Here is a 17,459-nt window from a genome sequence, read left to right as displayed (position 1 = left end):
ATGGTGATGCAAACATTGCTGTCTGGGCGCGATGACACAGACAGATGTGAATGCCTTCAACCCTATTTAGCATTCATACATCCATAGGACAAAGCTTTTTGCCTCGTCTAGCAATCACATTAGAGACAATATTTGGATGAGATAGCACCTGCATGCGAGCTTCGTTCAGAAGGCAACCGCCTAGTCGTTCCACTCTAAAGCGGTCTTGCCGCATTGTAGTAGACGTTGGCGTTAGCGGCAGCGTCCAAGCCCGCACTCTTCTGCAACTGGGCATTTACGGCCGTCTTCACCCCATCAATATAAAGGTGGATCTGAGGCGCGGGCTGAAAAAACTGGGTCGCCAACCGATAGGAAGTGGCGGGCAGAGGGCCTAACAGAGAGCCCACAGGCCCCAACGTATGAAAGTAGTGGTAACGATAAGCCAGATAGTCAAACCCTCCCGGGCCGAACTGCTGTGCTAAATTTTGTGATGCCACCGGAGGCAGATGCGAATGGTGGAACAGACCGCCTAAAATATCGAGACCGGCCCCCACCAATGCACCCACTGGGCCGCCGACCTCATAACCGGTGATCGCCCCCTGCAAAACCCCTCCTAAAGTGATCCCGTGCTGCTCGCCCTGCTGAAAAACGCCATAGGCCGCGAATGCCGTCTGTAGAGTGCTACGAACTGCTGGGCTGGTGTAAGCGCCCAGCGCCCGCAGCAAGGTGTGAGAAGAGATGGGAGACGTCTGCGCTAGGTGCCCGATTCGCGCTCCTCGCCCGTAATGACGAACGATCTGCTGCCATCTCCCTCCCTCGCCTAATTTAGTCGCTTTTAGAAACGACGCGAACCCCTCCGGAATAAGAAGATCAGAACGTTTAGCTTTGTCTCCCATAAGCCGTCTCCATTGCATGACGCCACTCCTCATAAAAACGATAGACAAAATGGGGAGGCTCGCGCTCTAAACGCCTCAGCAGAAGAGCGCGCCAGGCCGCCGCTGCCGGCCCTTGCCCCTCTAAAATCGCCTTCACCCGTGCCCCCCAATCTTTTGCGGCCGTAAGCCACCAAGGCTCTTCCGAGTCGATCTCCCATCGTGCAGCCGCCATACCCTCTAGCCCGTAGGCCCTTAACAGGGCGGCGGCTATGTAGGGACCTCCGATTCCCGCACGCCGTCTATTTCCAGATAGGTTTTGATGAGTATCTCTAGCGTTGTATCATCGCTGTCAGCTACCTCCTCCGCATCATGAAAGTACCGATCCTGGGGGTTTTCTGCTATACGCACCGCCCACACCAAGGCCTCCAAGAGAAACCGCATGGTAAACGCCTCTCTATAGAGACGCTCACGCCAACAATGGCAGCAGTTATCGAGGCGTTTTTCTGCCTCTAACGCTTCCACCCGTTTCCGTTCCTCTCCCAAACGTTGAGTCAGCCAAGCTTGCCGCTCGGCCTCCACTCGCCGCTTCGCCTCTTGCCAAGCACGAACTTTTTGGGCGAAACTCTCTAGTGCGTTTGCGCTTTCGCCAGCTTCTTGTGAACGAATGGGGGGCGGAGGTGGAGGAAACTTTTCCTCTGCTTCTATCTGTAAAGCCTCCTGAATGGCTTGGACCAAGTAGGCCTGCTGCTGCGCTGTGGGCATGGAGGCAAACTCTGCCTTTAGCAGCGATTCTCTGGGCTGACCAGCAGCCCAGGCCAGAATCTGCTCCATCGCATAGATGTCTGCTTTAAAACGTGCATCGTGGCGTTGTAGTTGGTTGAGCGGTCGCACCACGACTTGCTTACCGTGAGGCAACGCTATCTTCTTGCTCAGCGGGAATGGAAGCGACACTGGAAATCGTCCTTTCTGCGAAAAATTAGGGGCAAAGGTGCTGTAGAGAGAGCTAGGTGCTGATCCAACCAATCCCATTCGAGAATCCCGCTATGGAGGAAGAACCACCGCCTGAACCGAACTGCCCACCTAAAATGGCAGCATTCACCGTGTTCACCAGGGTCACTTTAGCGGCATAGCCCAAGATGGGATCGCGCAGCCCCACAAAATCCGCATCTATGGCCAGCATTCCCTCGGTTAAAGGGAGGGGAGCCCTGAGAATCCTTAGATTGGGCAGATGAACCTCCATATGGTAGCTCAGTCCCGTGCTCCCAATGCCGACTCCGGTAACCGCGAAATTCAGGCTCACCTGACGCGCAGCCAACGCCGCTTCGGGCAAATCCATGGCATCGTATAGGCAGACGAGCCGACCGGAACAGAGAAACCGATTAACCACTGCCGCACCAGGATCGTAGCCACTTCCAGCCACAAGCACGCTTTGAATCTCTCTTTCAAAAAGAATGCGGCTTCCCTCTAAAAGGTTAATCGCTATCGGATTGCCATCCACCTGCAGCCATGCGGAGGCAAATCCGGCCTGGGTTCCATACCCGATTTCAGCGAACACGAAGGGGCCACCCCCATTGGCGCTTACATCCACAAAACTCGGTGGCGGCGGTGTGCGCACCACGGTGAGGCTCCCGTTTCCACCCATAGCTGGCGGCAAAAGCGTTGGGGTTGACCCAAAAAAGTAGTCTACAAAATGCCCGTTACCATCTGGATAGCGGTTAGGTAGCTGCCGATGGGCTAAAAAGGTGACTTCCGCGGTAAAAAGACGTGCCAACTGCAGCTCTAACTTCTGCACCAAAACCCCAGTTGAAAGACGTGCCCACGTGCCGTCGCCAATGTCCTCCTCCACACTGAACGAGGGGATCTGTCGGCCAGGGAGGAACTGATGCTGGTAAACGGCGGGGTTCGTGCTGGAAGCCGCCTGCTGAGTGGAGGCGATATCGCGTCCAAACACCCCCAACAGCGGATAGAACAGATTTTCTGGGTCGGCATAGAAACGAAAGGCCCCTTGGTACCGTCTTCCCACAATGGGCGCCCGCAGCAGCTGTATATCCCCATCCACCTCCGCCCCTAGGCTTAATTCAGCTTCGCCCGCAAATCCTCCGCCAGGCTCTACCATCATGTAACGTAAGGGGTTCGTCCCCGCAATGCCCACCGTCGCTGGGTTGGTACTGGAAAGCGGCGGTTGACAGAAGTAGCTTTCGATAGCCAATCCAACCGCACTGGTAATGCCTGTGTAAGCCACAAGTTCTCCTCCCTAATCAACGAATCTGTATGAGAGCGTCCGCACAGGAGGTTGTCATAAGACCTCTGGGAGCACCTCACCATAGGACACCACATCCCACACTTGTGATCTAAGCGGTCCATACATAGAGAAAACGGCAAGGGAGTAGGATCCCCGCAGTCACCGTCACTGCGTTCGCCGCCCCTTGGCGATTCAGCCAAGCGTGAGTCTCTCCTGCTGTCGCTTCCGATAGGCCAGTTCTTAACTCGTACCAGTAGCCGCTCTCCACGATATGGCTTGCCAGCACAAGACGCACATTGCTGCAAAGCTGGTCTCGCTGCGCTCGCGCCTCCAACTCGGTGGCGGCCTGCGCCACGATCACCAGAGGAACGACCAACTTCCGAAATTCCACTAACCCGCCCGCAAGAGCTGGCGCCTCTAAAGTGTCCTCATACTCCAATGCACGTAGACCCAAATAGATCGCCGGCCGATGCCCTCCTCCAGAGGGTTCGTAGCCGCCATCGTAGATATTTACCCAGCCCCCCTGTGCCGCTAAGCCGCGATCGGGACGCGTTACACCGCTCCAGCCCATGGAATAGACCGAACCACTGGCATAAGTGCGTGGATCCGCCTGAAGAATATCTAGCAGGTGTCCCTCTAATCTCCCAACCACTCTTTCGTTCCTTTCTCTGAAAACTCAGAACATTACCGATGTATTTACATAGCCTTTGAATGGTAAAATACTACTCTACTGCTATTAAAGTGAGTTGGAAATATGCTGGTGCAAGAGCAGCATGGCTTTATTAGCATCATCACACCCACATATAACCGCACAACGTATCTTCTCCAGGCGGTAGAAAGTGTTCTCTGCCAAACCTACCTGCACTTTGAGCTGATCATCTCTGACGACGCCAGCACAGAAGACGTCGAGGCCGCACTAAAACAGTTCCAAGACCCACGTATTCGCTACCGAAGAAATCCCCAATGCCTTGGTCAGTTCGCCAACACCATCGCCGGTCTGCAAGCAGCACGAGGAGAGTTTTTCAGCTTTCTCCACGATGACGACAGATGGGAACCTACCTTCCTAGAAAAGGTTGTTCCCCCTTTGCTATCCAATCCAAACATCACGGTGAGCTTCTCAGACCACTATGTCATGGACGAGATAGGACAGGTGGACTTGGAAACGACCCAACGCTTGTCTCGAGAGTATAAATGTGTGGGATTGGCCGAGGGTATCCATCAACCTTTCTACTCTCTTGTAGCCAACTTAAGCATTCCTGCAGTGATGGCGAGTGTCTTTCGAGGTTCCATTCTAGAAAACGAGGACATTCCACCGCAAATTGACTTGGCTCTTGACCGCTATCTCGCCTACCTAGCAAGTCGGAATGGCAAAGCGGCCTATTACACTCCAGAGCGTCTTACCTATTACCGTGTACATCTTATTAACTCTTGCACGGCTGCTAGTTCCAAATCTTTTGAAACAGCAAGAGAGCGGTATTTTAGCCATGTTTACTATTACGACTGCCTCCTTGCTGACCCCGCCTTTTCACCGTATGCAGCTCAGCTACGCCAGAGAAAGAGTGTTGCGCAACGTGTTTTCGCGAACTTCTCCTTCAAAAATGGGTTAGGCAAACAGGCGCGTTCCCTCTATCTTCAGTCGTTAAGAACCTATCCCAATTTCAAGAGCTTTGCTGGCCTGATGCTAACCATGCTGCCAGGAAGCCAAAGGCTATTGGTTGCCCATCGCAGATAACACCGTACCGCAGAGGCGGGCATGGTTCTACCTTTAACACACCTCCACAATCTCTCGCTTGAGGCTATTCCGAAAGCGCGATGCCAAGAAGGGTTACCACCACCGGCACACCGCCAACGTCCGATACGTCCACCCAACGTACAACGAGATGTAACCCTGTAGCCACATTGGTCACCTCATCGCCTACATGCACCTGCCCCCAAAGGCTTCCCGCCAACTTCACCTCATAAACGGCCTGTTGCGCCACCAGATCGCCCATTAGCATCTGAATGCGATTAGGTTCCGCACGCGCCCATAGGCCATTGCCAATAGCACTTCCGTTCACCGTGGTAGGGCTGCCTTGAAGCGTCAAGAGCTGAGCCACAAGCCGAGCTTCTACTGTCGCGTCCATAAACTACTCCGCATAATCGGCAGCGTAGTCTTCCGGAGGAGTGCCTACCTGCCACGCATCGGTTAAAAGCCGAATCACTCCACTTGCCAACGTCTCTAAGGCCCCCTGGCACTGCGCATTGCGTGTGGGACCGCTTACCACAAACGGTTTGTAAGAGGCGGCTGCACTTTGATACAATGCGTGGATAGGGCTGACGTGTCCCAGTGCTATCAGGGCTTCCTCAAGCCACTGTTGTTCAAGCGGCTTTAGCCCATTGCCCTGCGCATTGGCAAACTGGAAACCGTTTTGACCCAACTGCACACGGCCAATCTCCCCAATCGGCACGCTTTTAGCACGACTGGCTCTTAGCCTTAGAGCGGTTAATAGCCCCATAGCTCGGTCGAAACGAACCTGATCAAGGCCTATCAAACCGCCGTATCCGCCGGCCATCTGCAACGGCACGAACCGATCCACTAGGCTACGAACGGTGTACGTAACCTCCGCATCTAGATCGGCCTCCGGTAAACTGAGGACTGTTTCATTGAGCCTGCGACGGATCAGAGCGCCGACATCGGTATAGGTAGCAAAATGGCCTTCGCTGCGGTTCAGCACCTGCCCATCTCCTAGGTGTATTGTCCACGTCAGCCGGTACTCTCCTGGCAAGGGCGCAGCGACCTGTGTGGAGAAGATAAAACTCGTGCCGGCCCCTGTTGGCGTCCAGCTCACGCTCAAATCGTTTTGCAGGGTGCCGTCCGGACGCACAAGGCTTGCGCTAGCGCCGGCTACCATAGCCGCAACAGAGAAGGTTTCGCTGTGACTTATCGTTTGGGTATCGCCCACCAAAAGCACGCTACACCTCCAATCCTAAGCTCAAGACGTTCAGAGTCGCCTCTCTTCCAGCCGATGAAGTGCTTTTGTAGCTACCGTTGAGGAGATAGGGTACCGGCAGGTAGCCGCACAGATAGCACGAGAAATACATAGCTTTTGTCCTCTATTTAAGGGATTCTAGTTTCTGGTTTTTAGTACAAGTAAACGATCCAACATCATAGGCTCAACACGGCCGCAGGCCTCTACGGCGTCAATGTAATGCTGGTGCGGTTCCCGTTGGCATCTACGTTAGCCACAACTCGTGTTACCCCACCGTTGCCCGCTGCGGAGAACGTTATCGTCGCCGCTCCCCCGGTCGCCCCGCTCGCCGGCCCCAACAACACACTCGCCATCAACCTAAGCGCCTGCCGCAACGTCAGATTGCTCTCTAAACTCCCCGACGCATCCAAAGCGGCCGGCACATCTGTTCCCGAAATTATGCTGTGCTCTGCGGGCGTCAGCGTTACTCGCCCGCTCGCATCGGTTATATCAGCCAGCCGTTTGCTGTCCAGCTTCTGAACCTCGTAGGCTGCGACACCGGCCACACCGTCTACCGTTGCGTTCACTACCAACTGAACACTATCTCCTGCAGCATAGCCCAATGGTATCGTATAACTGCAGGCATAGACCCCCGTAGCCAGGTTTGTCACCAATACGGTGACCGTCGTATCCACTGCGCCGTTATGCACTATCTGCGCTGTCGGCAAGCTATCCGCGTTCACCGCCGCCCCCGTGCTGCTGTTCGTGGTTATGACTCGAATATAGGTGTCCCCAGGCTTGTAACTCATTCCTCCCCTCCTTTAATGCACTGGCCCGCCCTCAAGCGGACTCTTCCCAGGCCCCAAGAACGACTGGATAAACGCTTGTGCCCACATCTTCGCATAGCTCTGTATCCCAGCATCGTTTGGATGAAATTGGTCTTTCATCTCGTCAACATGCTGCGCAAAATAGCGGTAATCGTATAGAGCTCCTTGATACACCATTTTCGGGTTGCTTGCCACCACCGCCGCTATGGCTTTGGGATAGGCGCTCTCCAATAACGCATTGGCACTAGCATAGTTTGTGTTAAGAATGTACGGAGGACTATTGAGAATCACCTTAAACCCATTGGCCACAAGGCCGTTCACGATGGCTTGGAGGTTACTCTGATACGTCGCTTGGGGCATACCCCCATAAGCATCATTGGTGCCCAGCATAATGCTCACAACGCTTACCCCCGCGCCCTGAAAGGCCGCCAACGCGTTGTTAAAATAGTTATTGGAGTTTGTAGGCACCCAATCCGATGTCTTGGAGCCTGGAATCCCTTCGTTCACAAGGCTCACCTTATAGAAGTTCCCTACATACTGTACTATCTGGCACTCATAGTAGGGCGGGGCGTTTCCTAAACTATCTCCATACTGCGTGATACTATCTCCAATAAAGCCGATCACTAGGCTTCCTCCGTTCGTTGCCACCAGCACGGTGTTAGAGGAGACGTTATGGCCAGTGCTGTCGGTTACAACACACCTCACATAGTAGTGCCCACTTGTCGGAGGGTTCCAGGTTAAAGTCGCCGTCGTCTGCCCGCCTATTAACACGTTAGGGGTTACATTGGCCGCAGTGCTGTAGTACCAAGCATAGGTATAGGGACTTGTGCCGCCCATAGGCGCGCCTACCGCTGCCGTAATCGTAGTGGTGTTGGCTGCGGTAAGGGCGACAGCTCCACTTGTCAACACGTTGCCGGGGATGTAAAGTCCATTCCAAATCTTGGCCTCGGTCACATAGTTAATTGCAGAGTTTAAAAAGCTAGTAATGCCACAATAGCCAGCGTTTTGCAGGTTAGGGGCACTGTTCACTGTGGTAGCGGTGTAGATCGTTCCCGACGGTGCACCAAGCGTTCCAACAAACGAATAGGCGATCAGGGTGGTGGAACCTCCACTGGTATTGGCATAAAGCACTATCGTCGCCGTCTGCCCTACGGAAAGACTAAAAGCGGGCACAGCCACAAGGTTCATGAAGGTCCCGTTAATGACTTTCTGCACATAGAGAGTGCCCGAATCAACAAATGCGCAATAGTAATCTTTGGCATCCTGCAGCTTCACAACGGCGGCCACATCTCGGTTGGCCGAACTCGAGCAGACGAAGGTCACCGCACACTCTTCGGTCTGCATCTGTCCTCCGCTGCCCGCCCAGTAACAAGGGTTGCCCAACCCCCCTGCGCTTGCATTCAGTTGGCCCACGGTGGGGATGCTCCAGATATTGCCGGTTGTGTCAATCCACCCGTTCCCGATACCGGTGGTGCTATTGGCCCCGGAGCCTACGGTTGTAGGGCCACGGTTAAACGTATCGTCGAGGATAATCGTTTGGGCCCTGGCGCCGAGCGCCAAGAGAGTCATCATCATCCACAACCCTAGTGTGCGTTTTAGCGTTTTAATCAATGTCGTCTTCAAATTGCGACTAAGCCCCTACCTGTGGGTAGGGAGGAAAGCCGCATCCTCCTTTCTTGTGATGTCTTGTAATAGAAATGGGGTACGTATACGCAGACAGCGGCCGCCACTTTAGATAGCGATTTGTTATATCAACTATCAGTCAGATGCTTTAAGCTCCCAGAGAAGGGAATCTCAGTCCCACCACCGTATCTATTGTAGGAGTGCCCTTGTAAAATGATTTGTAGCTTCGCTCTCAATGATGTGCTAAAATTAGTCTTTAGAGTTGGTCAACGGAATGATAGATACAATTTCTTTGATCAAAATAGAAAGGTGCTCCCTCGAGTGTAGAGACATAACGAAGCCACGGCACTGCGAGAGGGGATGAACAAAATGCAACGACAATGGGAAGCGCTTCAGAGAGCACAACTGTTACCGTGTGCGCTGAAACGAACGATGGCTTTCTGCTTCAAGGGTGTCCGCATTCTGAACGCCCGGTTCTTGATAGCTCTTCTCGGACTTATAAACCCTCTTTTCGTCCTCGCACAGCCGCCCCTGCCCTCGCTCCGTTTGAGGCCTTCCGTTGTGCCCCCCGGCTCTTTTCTGGTCACACCGGTCGAGAGCACCCGTGAACTGGTGATCGAAGTCCGCACGAATCGTATGGTGGCTGCACGCTATCTACACCACTACAACCTGTCCTCTTTAGGAGAATTAGAGCTGGCGCTCGCTCAACTTCGATTCAAGCGCCTCTCCAGTGCCCACGTATTGCCCGTGTGGTACGTGCATCACGATGCACAAGGCCATGATATCGTGGGCTACCGCATGCGGCGCTTGCCCGCCGGTACCCCTGCTTTTGTAGACGCGAACGGCACCCCCGTGCTCATTGCCGTGTGCGGCAACCCCATTGGCAACATCCAACTGCCTCCTCCCAAAAGCGTGGTGCATAACCTCTTTAACGTAACAACCCCAAACCTCTCGGTGGCTATGGCGTCTAGCAGCCCATCCCCCTCCGCCGTCGCCCCTGCCGTACCGGAACAGATCAAAAGTGTGGAGGTCGCGCTCTCACCTTCCCTAGCTCCCCTTGTGCCACCTGGTCTGCCGGAAGCGCACGTAACGGGCGGCTTTCCCTATGGAGCTTTGGGGCTGCCGTTTCTCTTTCATGGCGGAGGGCACGGCAGTTCACCTCCCCTTCTTGGGGCTTTGCCGCCACAATTTTCTGCTTCTGGAGGTCAAACGCCCCATGGATTTGTACCAGAGGGCGGGCTGGGATCGCTCATCCTAGGTTTTTCGCTGCCCCTATCGCTCTTCACCTTACGAAAACGACGGCAACAGGTGGCTTTTGCGCAGCCATGCGGCTAACACGCCCTTCTTCTAGAGGAGAGGGCAACGGTTGTTGTGGGAAAGCGGTGCCGGTAATATACTAGGCCACCAAGGTATTAGGCGCTTTCAAAAGGATCACGGGCGTCAGGGCTGAGTTTTGATAAGCTCGTATAGCGGCTCCAGCAATTTAGATAAACGTTGAACCTCGTTTATGGCATCCACCGCCCAACGCGGACGGGCCCGCATACCGCAATGGGCGATATCATTGCGCAGCTGCCCAAGTTGTGACCAGGCCCTCTTAAACCTATCTATCTCCGCTTCGTCTAACCGTCTCGGCAGCTTTTCAGACGCATCTGCCGTGCATGCCGTAGCGCCTCTTTAATGGGGTTTGGGCACGTATCTGGCCACTTCTTAGGGGCCTCCCGAACAGCGGCCAGCCAACGTTCTCCGCCCAGCGTGTGAACGGTGCAGAGGTCTTCCTCCTCAGAAACCTCCGCGGCCACCAAGAAGGACCAGCTTTCGTACTTCTGGTCGCAGTTTTCGTCCTCCTTGCTTTTCTTTAACTGCTCATAAACCACCATTTCCGTGGAATAGCGCCTGCCCTCCTGCGCCGTATGGGTCCTCGGATCTATGGCCCCATGAAGGCTTGTGTCGCGGGGGAAGTCGCCGATCTCTTCAGGCAAGAAGCTCTCTTGCACATTGCCAGCAAGCCATTGAAACATATCTCTGGCCTTCCAGTAGGTATAGCCGGGCGCGGGCTTGCCGTCCTTGGTGACCTTAAGGGGCAAAAGCCCAGGGCGAAGGTTGCAGCCGCCCTTTTCCGGTTCAAAGGGGCGCAGAGTCATCAGCTCCTTTCCTTCCAGCACGACCGCATCCGCAGGGGCGGGAAAGCAGACCGTCTCGTTCTTTAGCAGCGGCCCGGCAACGCCGATGTCCCGCAGGATGGCCACCTCCGAGGGCTCCCAGGAGTATCCGCGTCGTTGCCCGATCAGCGGGCGTAGGAAGCCGGCAAGGGTGCCCGGCATGGGCATTGAGAGAGGTGGCATCCAGAGCGCCCTCATCGGTGCTAAACGGTCGGCCGTCACGTAGCAGTAGAGGCTCGATGGGCAGAATTTGAAAGGCTCACATCGGTTTTAACCTCTCGTTAGGAAATGGGCGATGGCCAAGCGATCGGCCTGGGTTTTTAACTGATCGACCGATTGAATGCTATCAATGACCTCTTCCATGATCGCTTTGGTGTTTTGGCCGGTCTCTTTCTTGCGTTCGAGGATGCGCAGGGCCTCCTTCTTCAGACGCTTTGGGAGCTCTCTCTTCTGACGCGGAGAGAAATTAGGATGCGATATCGCACCTTCCCACTGCCTGGCAAGATGCTGCAGCTCGTAAGGGAATCCACGCGCTATCCCGTGGCGCAGGGCCTTTTTGGAGTTTTGCCAGTCTTGCAGCAGGGTATCGCGCCATGGATCCTTCACCATAACGCTAGATCCGCTCCGCGGATGAACGGCAACGGCCAGGGCATTGCGAAGTTGCTTGGCCGCCCTTTCGGCACTGCGAGCGGCCTCCAGAGCGATGCTTGGCGGCTCCATCCGATGGCATATCGCGACGCCTATAGAAAGCGTGCCTGAATCATCCGGCAGCTGAAAACCTTGTAGGTGCTGACGAAAAGCTTTGTTCAGCGCATTTGCACATTCGATGACTGTCTCCAAGGGCAGAAGGGCGAGCACATCGTCTCCTCCAGCATAGATGCAGTAGTCGCTGTAGCCTTTAATGATCTCGCGCGCTTTTTGAGCAAACTTCGCGAGCGCTTTCGAAAAATTCCGATGGGCATCAGGAGCGACTAGAGTGTTCAGGATTCTACCTATGCGATCACCATCGTCTGCAACTCGTCTAGCAGCTTTTTGCGGAGGTTGTCCGCCTGCTTTCTTTCATCCTCTGTAAGCTTTCCTTCCTCCGCTAGCTCGTTCAGTCGGTTCTCAAACACTAGCTCGCTAAGCTCGTCTATTCTGTGCGTCTTGGCGAAAGCTTGGAGAGTGTAAACCAGCGCTAGGCCTAGCAGCATCTCTAACGCGCCGCTCCAGCGAGCGGAAGGCCATCTCCGAGGTGGAGGGGACATTCGATGCGTCGCTCTGAGGTCGGCTATGTTGATCTTGCTTTTGAAACGTGGCGACCATTTCGTGTTTCCTCCTTGTTGGGAAGCAGCTATCGAGGATATCAGGGTGCAACCCTATAGAGCGCTTCATCAACGAGATGGCATCAAGATATTCGCTCTCTTTGAGCTTTAAAGGCTTTTTGAGACTATCGTGATCCCGAATCACCGTGTCGCGCGAGGGATCGAAGGGGCTTTTAAACCGATCGGGATAGCTGAGCGGTTGTTTAAAATCACGCAGGGCTTTACGCCCGGCCAACAGACGCTCCAGATCTTTGCGTGCAGTGGTATAGGAGGCCTCGTCTTCCAGTGGCATCCAGGCGGCATAGAACTCCACAAAGTTTTTGATCTGGTTATTGCCAAGCTCCTTGCCCACGGCTTTCTCCGACAGCTTCTCCAGCACGGTCTGCCAACACTTCATCAGACTCTCCTTCAGGCACTTATGGCACTCCCGCGCCACCACTTTGGGGTCTTCGTTTTCGTGAAGGAGAACAAGAATTTTATTGGCCCCACCCTCCGCTGCATCGGATGGAAAGACGAGCTCGCCATAACGGCTCACATAGTTGGCCGCCTCACAGGCAAGGCGTTGTCGTAGGTTCGATCCGGCTTGAAGGTCGGCCGTTTTTCGCGCCGCCGCGATGAACTCCTGCACGGGCCCAATGGAGATAGTCAGCAGATTACGCATGAGGATCACCCCCCGATGTACCGAGTGAGTAGACCCAAGAGTCCTCGAAGACCTCCTTTGCTTCCTTTATCACCACACCATAGAGATCGATATTCTCTTCCTCCCCATGGGGATTTGCCGTACGCAACAAGGGCTCCGTCTCTGGGGTGGGCATCTGCAAGACAAACTCGTCAACCACCTCTTTATCAGATTGGCCTTGACGGATAACTTTATCTCTTGTTGCCTTTAGCTTCTTAGGCGGAGGTGCGGAAAGCCTTAGAACGCAGGGGCAGACTTTCTCCTCGGCCAGGGCAATAGGTTTGAGAACAATGGGCGAGGCCATGCGGCGGGAATCTTCAGGAAGGAGCTCACCAATAAAAAACGCTCGGTTAGCGCGGCGATACGTGGGGGTCTTTTGAAAAAGAATTGGAAGACCGAGAAAAGGTTTTACAAGAGACAGGGAGGCACCTTGCAAGGGTAAAGTCTCGGAAAGGCTAGTATAGTCTTTCCATAAACCCGACTTTTGAGGCCTATACTCCTCCCTTTTTCCCCTATATACCCTTTCCGAAACCTCTGCCAAAAGTCGGCCTGCTTTTCCCATACGTCCAATGCATCCCCTTGTGGCATCCCTATAACGCATTCAGCGCCATGAAGCACCGACATTCGAGGGGCAGAAGGCCGGCTGACAGAGCTTGGAACCAGGTCGTTCAGCCAACTCGATCGGCCTTCAGGCTGAGCCGGCATACACCACCTAGCCGCATCCTCAGTAACCTGTAACGCTCCGCAGCCGCGACGGGTGCGCGCCCCCACGCCTCCAAAGGCGATCCAGGCTTTGATAGTGCGCTCGGTGGCTTGCTGACGTACCGAGGGAAATTCGAGGGTGAGATCGAAGGCGATATCTTGATATCCCTCTTTCTGCTGATCTTTTGAGCTCCCTTGAAAAGGAAAAAGAAAATAGGCTAAAGGGCGATGGCCATCTTTAAGCTTAGAGTAGGGAATAGGCATACCCTCCTGAGTAACCTCCGCTTTAAGAGCGAGGGCACTGGGTCGGTTGGTGCTGCCCAAATCCCCTCTTCGGCTTCAAACAGCGCCTTGGGGCTATCGTATTGAGCTTCGTAGATCGCACGCCACCCAAAGCGCAGATGCCCTCGAATAGTGGCCGCGCGCACGGGGCAGTCCTTGTCCACTTCGCCGGCCTCGTAGCCGCCCCCAAACAGGGGGGTGATCAGTTTTAGCGAGAGAGCCAGCGACGCCCGATAAGGGATAGAAGGTCTTTGCGGCCATTGCGGCGGCTCCAAAGATTTCCTAGGGCGCATGGATGTGCATCTCCTTGCTTGCTGCCTTAAAGGCTTTTTCGTGCTGCCCACTAGTAAGGAAATACCGTCACGGCAGGCAAAACTGGAAAATGCGGCGTTGGACAAGACCAGAAACGGATGTAAAAGATATGAAATAAATAGATTCGCACTTGCTCGCCCGATTCTTTCTTCCGTTTTGAAAGCATGCCGATTCGTTGTCTACCGCTGAAGGCTGCAAAAGTCGAACCTTCTTTGCTTTCAACGCGCTTTCATGGCCGCCTTAACATTCCCTTAATAATTTGGATGCCAGAATAAAATGGCTCCTTCCCGCAGGGCGAAGTTTGACCTGCGATGGAAAGAGCGCAAAAGCTCCCCACTCTCCTTGCCTGCCTGTTCCTTTTCCAACCTCGTAGAGACCGCGGCATTAGGCTTCAGAAACGAGGGAGCGATGTTACCGATTTCTTTATTTTTTTAGGAGAGAGATGCATATCGCGAAACAGAAACCCCTTATAGGGGCCGGCCTGTTGTCGGCCCTTCTGGCAGCCGGGCAAATGGTGCCCGCCCAAACCTCCACCCCTTTTTCCTTTCAGCCCGAATGGCGGATTCGGCACGATGGCTCGCAAGCAAATGCCCCCTCGATTGGCAGCACTTCGGCGCCGCAAGAGTGGCTTAGCCGACTACGGTTAGGCTTTGCATGGCACGACAGCTCTGGTCTAAGCCTCTTTGTGCAACCGCAGCACCGGGAAAGCGAACAGCTGGTGGGCAGCCACTGGCGAGTTCAGAGTGTGGCGGAGCTGTATCAAGGGTACGTGGAAAAGCGCTATGGCCCCTGGAGCGTACGCGTAGGGCGCCAGATTCTGGCCTATGGTGTGCACCGCCTGCTGGACGACGATAACTGGAACAACATCTCACGCTCTTTTGATGCCATCCGACTACGCTACGAACGGCGTGGCGCCAGCACCGACCTGTTTGTGGGACGCGTTGGGGTGGCGGATGGCAAGCCGATTCGACCGGTGCTTACAGGCCTCTATTCCACTCTGACCTTGGGTCCACAAAACACCACCGACCTCTACCTGCTCTATGTACACGACCATGAGGCCGACAACAACTTTGGACTATGGACGGTGGGCACACGCCCGGTGGTGCATCTGCTCGGACGCATCGAGGCCTCGGTGGAAACGGCATTTCAGTTTGGCAGCAACGGCAGCAAGGCCGTAACCGCTTGGGCCTATGGGGCGACCTTAAACACTCGGTTTCCAGGCAAAGCCGGCCTACGGCTCCTTCTCGAACGCGATTTCGCCAGTGGCGGCAGCCCCACCGATCCCCACCACACCAACACGTTTGACCCGTTGTTTGGTTCAAGCCATGCCTTTTTCGGCTCACTGATCTACGCCAACTGGCGCAACGTGAGGCAGTGGCGAGTTATGCTGAGCGGAGCCCCCATACGTCGCTGGGAGCTTTCGGTAGACACGCACTTTTTGGCGCTGGCCGATGCACGTGACTACTGGTACGCCGGTGGGCCGGTGAAGGGAGTTAATGGGCTGCCTTTACGTAGCCCTAACGGGACAGCGGGGCGAGAGATCGGCACCGATGTAGACCTCATTGCGACCTACCACCTCTCCAGGACGCTAAGCCTCGAAATGGGCTATAGCCACTTCTTTCCAGGGCACTTCATACGTACGCTCGCTCCGACGCTGGCCCATGAGGTGAACTGGTTCTACCTTCAGCCCACTTGGCGGTTCTAAAAGGAAAACAGGGCGGCAAGAGGGCCTTCTGCCGCCCTGTATCTCCCGACTTCACCCCCAGGTGCGCGGCTCATAGGGGAAGATTTTCTGTGAAGTTCGGGTACAAGCAAAGACGCCCGTTTCCAGAGCCCTAGCGGTTTCTGGTGGCCTCACTTCCGGAGTTGAGGTCACGGGCGTCCTCTTGTAGCTGCCCGATGCGCCGGAAGCGCCGCAGATAGTGAACCACGCGGGCCCCTTCTGGCAACGCATCCGGCTCGCGAATCTCCAAAATGGCGCCGCTTTCGAGGTCTTCGTATACCCCAGGCTCAACCACTTCGCCCGAAACGAACTCTTCTTTGTTGGTGACAAGCAGGCTGGACATCCGTTTTATGTCTCCTTCCGTTCACGCGAGCATCTCGGTTGATGTTCGCAGGAGGCGCTCCAGTTGCAGAGAACGCTTCCCCTATATATTATTACCCGATTCGAGCCATAAAAGTAGCCAATTGGGCAAAAATTTGAAAAAATTTCTTTTTATAGCCAAATTAGGCAAAAATTAGCAAAATCCATGCGACACTTTTTCGTCCTCCCGCCCGTCCTTTTCTACGAAACCTCACAACGAGAAAGGGAAACCTCATGGTAACCACACCCATCGAAACCAACAGCAGCTTGAAGGCTATCTGCCCTCGTAAAGATCTTTTTTCCGCTGTGCAGGCCGTCGCACATGCGGTGAGCGGCCGCAGTCCCTTGCCCATCCTCAGCCACATCCTTATTCGTTCGGAGGAGGGCGGTCTGCGCCTTGTGGCCACAGACCTGGAGTTGGGCATCTCCTGCCGTGTCGCGGCCACCGTGCAAGAGCCTGGGGCGCTAACCGCACCGGCACGTACCTTGGCGGAGGTGCTTGGCAACCTGCCCGATAAGAGCGATGTGGCCCTCTCCGTCGATCGCAGCCACACCGTGCGCCTCCACTGCGAGCGATCCGACTACAAAATCCTCGGCCTTCCTGCCGAGGAGTATCCTCAGCTGCCGGAGGTGGCCGATGCCGTCTCCTTTACCGTGCCGCAAGCCGTTCTCAAAGAGATGATCCGAAAAACCATTTTCGCCGTCTCCTCCGATGAAGGACGCGCCATCCTTACCGGCATTCTTATGGTGGTTGAGGAGAACGCACTGCATCTAGTCTCCACCGACACCCATCGTCTTGCCCTCTGTACGGTGGCCCTCAACAACGTGCGCGGAACCCAGAACGCTGTGGTGCCCTCACGCACCATGAACGAGCTTCTGCGTCTTCTTACCGATAGTGAGGGTGACGTCAACGTTACCATCTCCTCCAACCAGGTCCGCTTCCTGCTGCCTGGAGAGGACGATGTGCAGATCGTCTCGCGCCTCATCGAGGGCCAGTTCCCGCCCTATCAGCGCGTCATTCCCACAGAGTACCGCCGCCGCCTCTCCATTCCAACTCAGCCCTTCCTTCAGGCGGTGAAACGCGCCTCCATCGTCGCGCGAGACAGCGCCAGCGCCCATCGCATCATTCTACGCACCGATGAGGACAAGCTTGTGCTGACCGCGGAAAACCAGATCGTCGGCAGCGCTTATGAGGAGCTCGAGGTGCTACGAGAGGGCGATGATGTGGAGGTGGCTTTCAATGCCCGCTACCTTCTCGATGTGCTCTCGGTGATTGAGGAGGAGGGCGTTACGCTCGACCTCACCGAGCCACTGAAGCCGGGGGTCATCCGCCCCATTGCACAGGTGGAAGAAGAAGAGAACAGCGGGTTTGATCTCGATTATCTCTGCGTGCTGATGCCGATGCAGATCGTCTAGGCGATCCCCTCGAGGGCCCTATTTGTAG

General features: G+C 55.0%; 21 protein-coding genes. 4 read left to right on the top strand and 17 right to left on the bottom strand.

Features of this window, described 5'->3' with window-relative positions; translation table 11 throughout:
• Positions 1-194: 194 nt before the first annotated feature.
• The 5 genes from CCALI_RS11905 to CCALI_RS11885 form a co-directional block, all read right to left on the bottom strand.
• Positions 195-893, bottom strand: coding sequence for a hypothetical protein (locus CCALI_RS11905; RefSeq protein WP_016483731.1), 699 nt, complete (start codon positions 891-893; stop codon positions 195-197).
• Entirely contained in the window at positions 859-1,086 is a 228-nt protein-coding gene (locus CCALI_RS11900) for a hypothetical protein (protein ID WP_016483730.1), read from the bottom strand. Before CCALI_RS11900 ends, CCALI_RS11905 begins: the two co-directional genes overlap by 35 nt.
• A gap of 35 nt (positions 1,087-1,121) precedes the next feature.
• The gene (locus tag CCALI_RS11895) at positions 1,122-1,805 is read right to left on the bottom strand and encodes a hypothetical protein (protein WP_016483729.1); all 684 of its coding nucleotides are present in this window, start codon (positions 1,803-1,805) and stop codon (positions 1,122-1,124) included.
• A 52-nt stretch (positions 1,806-1,857) separates the two neighbouring features.
• Positions 1,858-3,096 (bottom strand): phage tail tube protein, encoded by a 1,239-nt coding sequence (locus CCALI_RS11890; RefSeq protein ID WP_016483728.1) that lies wholly within the window; start codon positions 3,094-3,096, stop codon positions 1,858-1,860.
• A gap of 109 nt (positions 3,097-3,205) precedes the next feature.
• Positions 3,206-3,748: a hypothetical protein gene (locus CCALI_RS11885; RefSeq protein ID WP_016483727.1), complete on the bottom strand. Its 543-nt coding sequence runs from the start codon at positions 3,746-3,748 to the stop codon at positions 3,206-3,208.
• Between the two features lie 102 nt (positions 3,749-3,850).
• Between CCALI_RS11885 and CCALI_RS11880 the strand changes: the two genes are divergently transcribed.
• Positions 3,851-4,828, top strand: a complete 978-nt coding sequence (locus CCALI_RS11880) for a glycosyltransferase family 2 protein (RefSeq protein WP_016483726.1) — start codon at positions 3,851-3,853, stop codon at positions 4,826-4,828.
• Between the two features lie 64 nt (positions 4,829-4,892).
• Here the strand turns inward: CCALI_RS11880 and CCALI_RS11875 are convergent, their stop codons facing one another.
• From CCALI_RS11875 to CCALI_RS11860, 4 genes are all read right to left on the bottom strand, one after another.
• Positions 4,893-5,219: a hypothetical protein gene (locus CCALI_RS11875; protein ID WP_016483725.1), complete on the bottom strand. Its 327-nt coding sequence runs from the start codon at positions 5,217-5,219 to the stop codon at positions 4,893-4,895.
• 3 nt (positions 5,220-5,222) lie between these two features.
• Positions 5,223-6,047: a hypothetical protein gene (locus CCALI_RS11870; protein ID WP_016483724.1), complete on the bottom strand. Its 825-nt coding sequence runs from the start codon at positions 6,045-6,047 to the stop codon at positions 5,223-5,225.
• Between the two features lie 221 nt (positions 6,048-6,268).
• Entirely contained in the window at positions 6,269-6,853 is a 585-nt protein-coding gene (locus CCALI_RS11865) for a hypothetical protein (RefSeq protein ID WP_016483722.1), read from the bottom strand.
• 12 nt (positions 6,854-6,865) lie between these two features.
• The gene (locus CCALI_RS11860; RefSeq protein ID WP_155850551.1) at positions 6,866-8,494 is read right to left on the bottom strand and encodes an SGNH/GDSL hydrolase family protein; all 1,629 of its coding nucleotides are present in this window, start codon (positions 8,492-8,494) and stop codon (positions 6,866-6,868) included.
• 369 nt (positions 8,495-8,863) lie between these two features.
• On the opposite strand from CCALI_RS11860, the gene CCALI_RS11855 reads away from it, so the two are divergent.
• A complete protein-coding gene (locus CCALI_RS11855) occupies positions 8,864-9,829 on the top strand; it encodes a hypothetical protein (RefSeq protein ID WP_044949203.1) in 966 nt (321 codons plus the stop codon).
• A gap of 284 nt (positions 9,830-10,113) precedes the next feature.
• Here the strand turns inward: CCALI_RS11855 and CCALI_RS11850 are convergent, their stop codons facing one another.
• The 7 genes from CCALI_RS11850 to CCALI_RS11825 form a co-directional block, all read right to left on the bottom strand.
• Positions 10,114-10,836 (bottom strand): type III-B CRISPR module-associated Cmr3 family protein, encoded by a 723-nt coding sequence (locus CCALI_RS11850; RefSeq protein ID WP_044949202.1) that lies wholly within the window; start codon positions 10,834-10,836, stop codon positions 10,114-10,116.
• Between the two features lie 87 nt (positions 10,837-10,923).
• Positions 10,924-11,637, bottom strand: coding sequence for a type III-B CRISPR-associated protein Cas10/Cmr2 (gene cas10 / locus CCALI_RS11845; RefSeq protein ID WP_231730015.1), 714 nt, complete (start codon positions 11,635-11,637; stop codon positions 10,924-10,926).
• 8 nt (positions 11,638-11,645) lie between these two features.
• Positions 11,646-11,768, bottom strand: a complete 123-nt coding sequence (locus tag CCALI_RS16775; RefSeq protein ID WP_269431614.1) for a hypothetical protein — start codon at positions 11,766-11,768, stop codon at positions 11,646-11,648.
• A gap of 7 nt (positions 11,769-11,775) precedes the next feature.
• Complete coding sequence (locus CCALI_RS11840) at positions 11,776-12,618, bottom strand: type III-B CRISPR-associated protein Cas10/Cmr2 (RefSeq protein ID WP_016483719.1); 843 nt, start codon at positions 12,616-12,618, stop codon at positions 11,776-11,778.
• The gene (locus CCALI_RS11835) at positions 12,611-12,940 is read right to left on the bottom strand and encodes a hypothetical protein (RefSeq protein ID WP_155850550.1); all 330 of its coding nucleotides are present in this window, start codon (positions 12,938-12,940) and stop codon (positions 12,611-12,613) included. The genes CCALI_RS11840 and CCALI_RS11835 overlap by 8 nt, the downstream gene beginning before the upstream one ends.
• Positions 12,941-13,044: 104 nt before the next feature.
• Positions 13,045-13,602, bottom strand: a complete 558-nt coding sequence (locus CCALI_RS11830; RefSeq protein WP_044949195.1) for a hypothetical protein — start codon at positions 13,600-13,602, stop codon at positions 13,045-13,047.
• On the bottom strand, positions 13,557-13,913 hold the full coding sequence (locus CCALI_RS11825; protein WP_044949193.1) for an RAMP superfamily CRISPR-associated protein: 357 nt from the start codon (positions 13,911-13,913) through the stop codon (positions 13,557-13,559). The genes CCALI_RS11830 and CCALI_RS11825 overlap by 46 nt, the downstream gene beginning before the upstream one ends.
• Positions 13,914-14,374: 461 nt before the next feature.
• Between CCALI_RS11825 and CCALI_RS11820 the strand changes: the two genes are divergently transcribed.
• A complete protein-coding gene (locus tag CCALI_RS11820) occupies positions 14,375-15,637 on the top strand; it encodes an alginate export family protein (protein ID WP_016483718.1) in 1,263 nt (420 codons plus the stop codon).
• A 130-nt stretch (positions 15,638-15,767) separates the two neighbouring features.
• Here CCALI_RS11820 and CCALI_RS11815 read toward each other — a convergent pair whose 3' ends face one another.
• On the bottom strand, positions 15,768-15,998 hold the full coding sequence (locus CCALI_RS11815; RefSeq protein ID WP_016483717.1) for a hypothetical protein: 231 nt from the start codon (positions 15,996-15,998) through the stop codon (positions 15,768-15,770).
• A 251-nt stretch (positions 15,999-16,249) separates the two neighbouring features.
• On the opposite strand from CCALI_RS11815, the gene dnaN reads away from it, so the two are divergent.
• Positions 16,250-17,431 carry a DNA polymerase III subunit beta gene (gene dnaN, locus CCALI_RS11810; RefSeq protein WP_016483716.1) on the top strand — a complete coding sequence of 394 codons (1,182 nt, stop codon included), beginning with the start codon at positions 16,250-16,252 and terminating at the stop codon, positions 17,429-17,431.
• The last annotated feature ends 28 nt before the right edge of the window (positions 17,432-17,459 follow it).

The organism is Chthonomonas calidirosea T49 (genome assembly GCF_000427095.1).
GTDB classification, from domain to species: Bacteria; Armatimonadota; Chthonomonadetes; order Chthonomonadales; family Chthonomonadaceae; genus Chthonomonas; species Chthonomonas calidirosea.
Note: the sequence above shows the minus strand (reverse complement) of the source record. Positions and strands in the feature narration are given on the sequence as shown.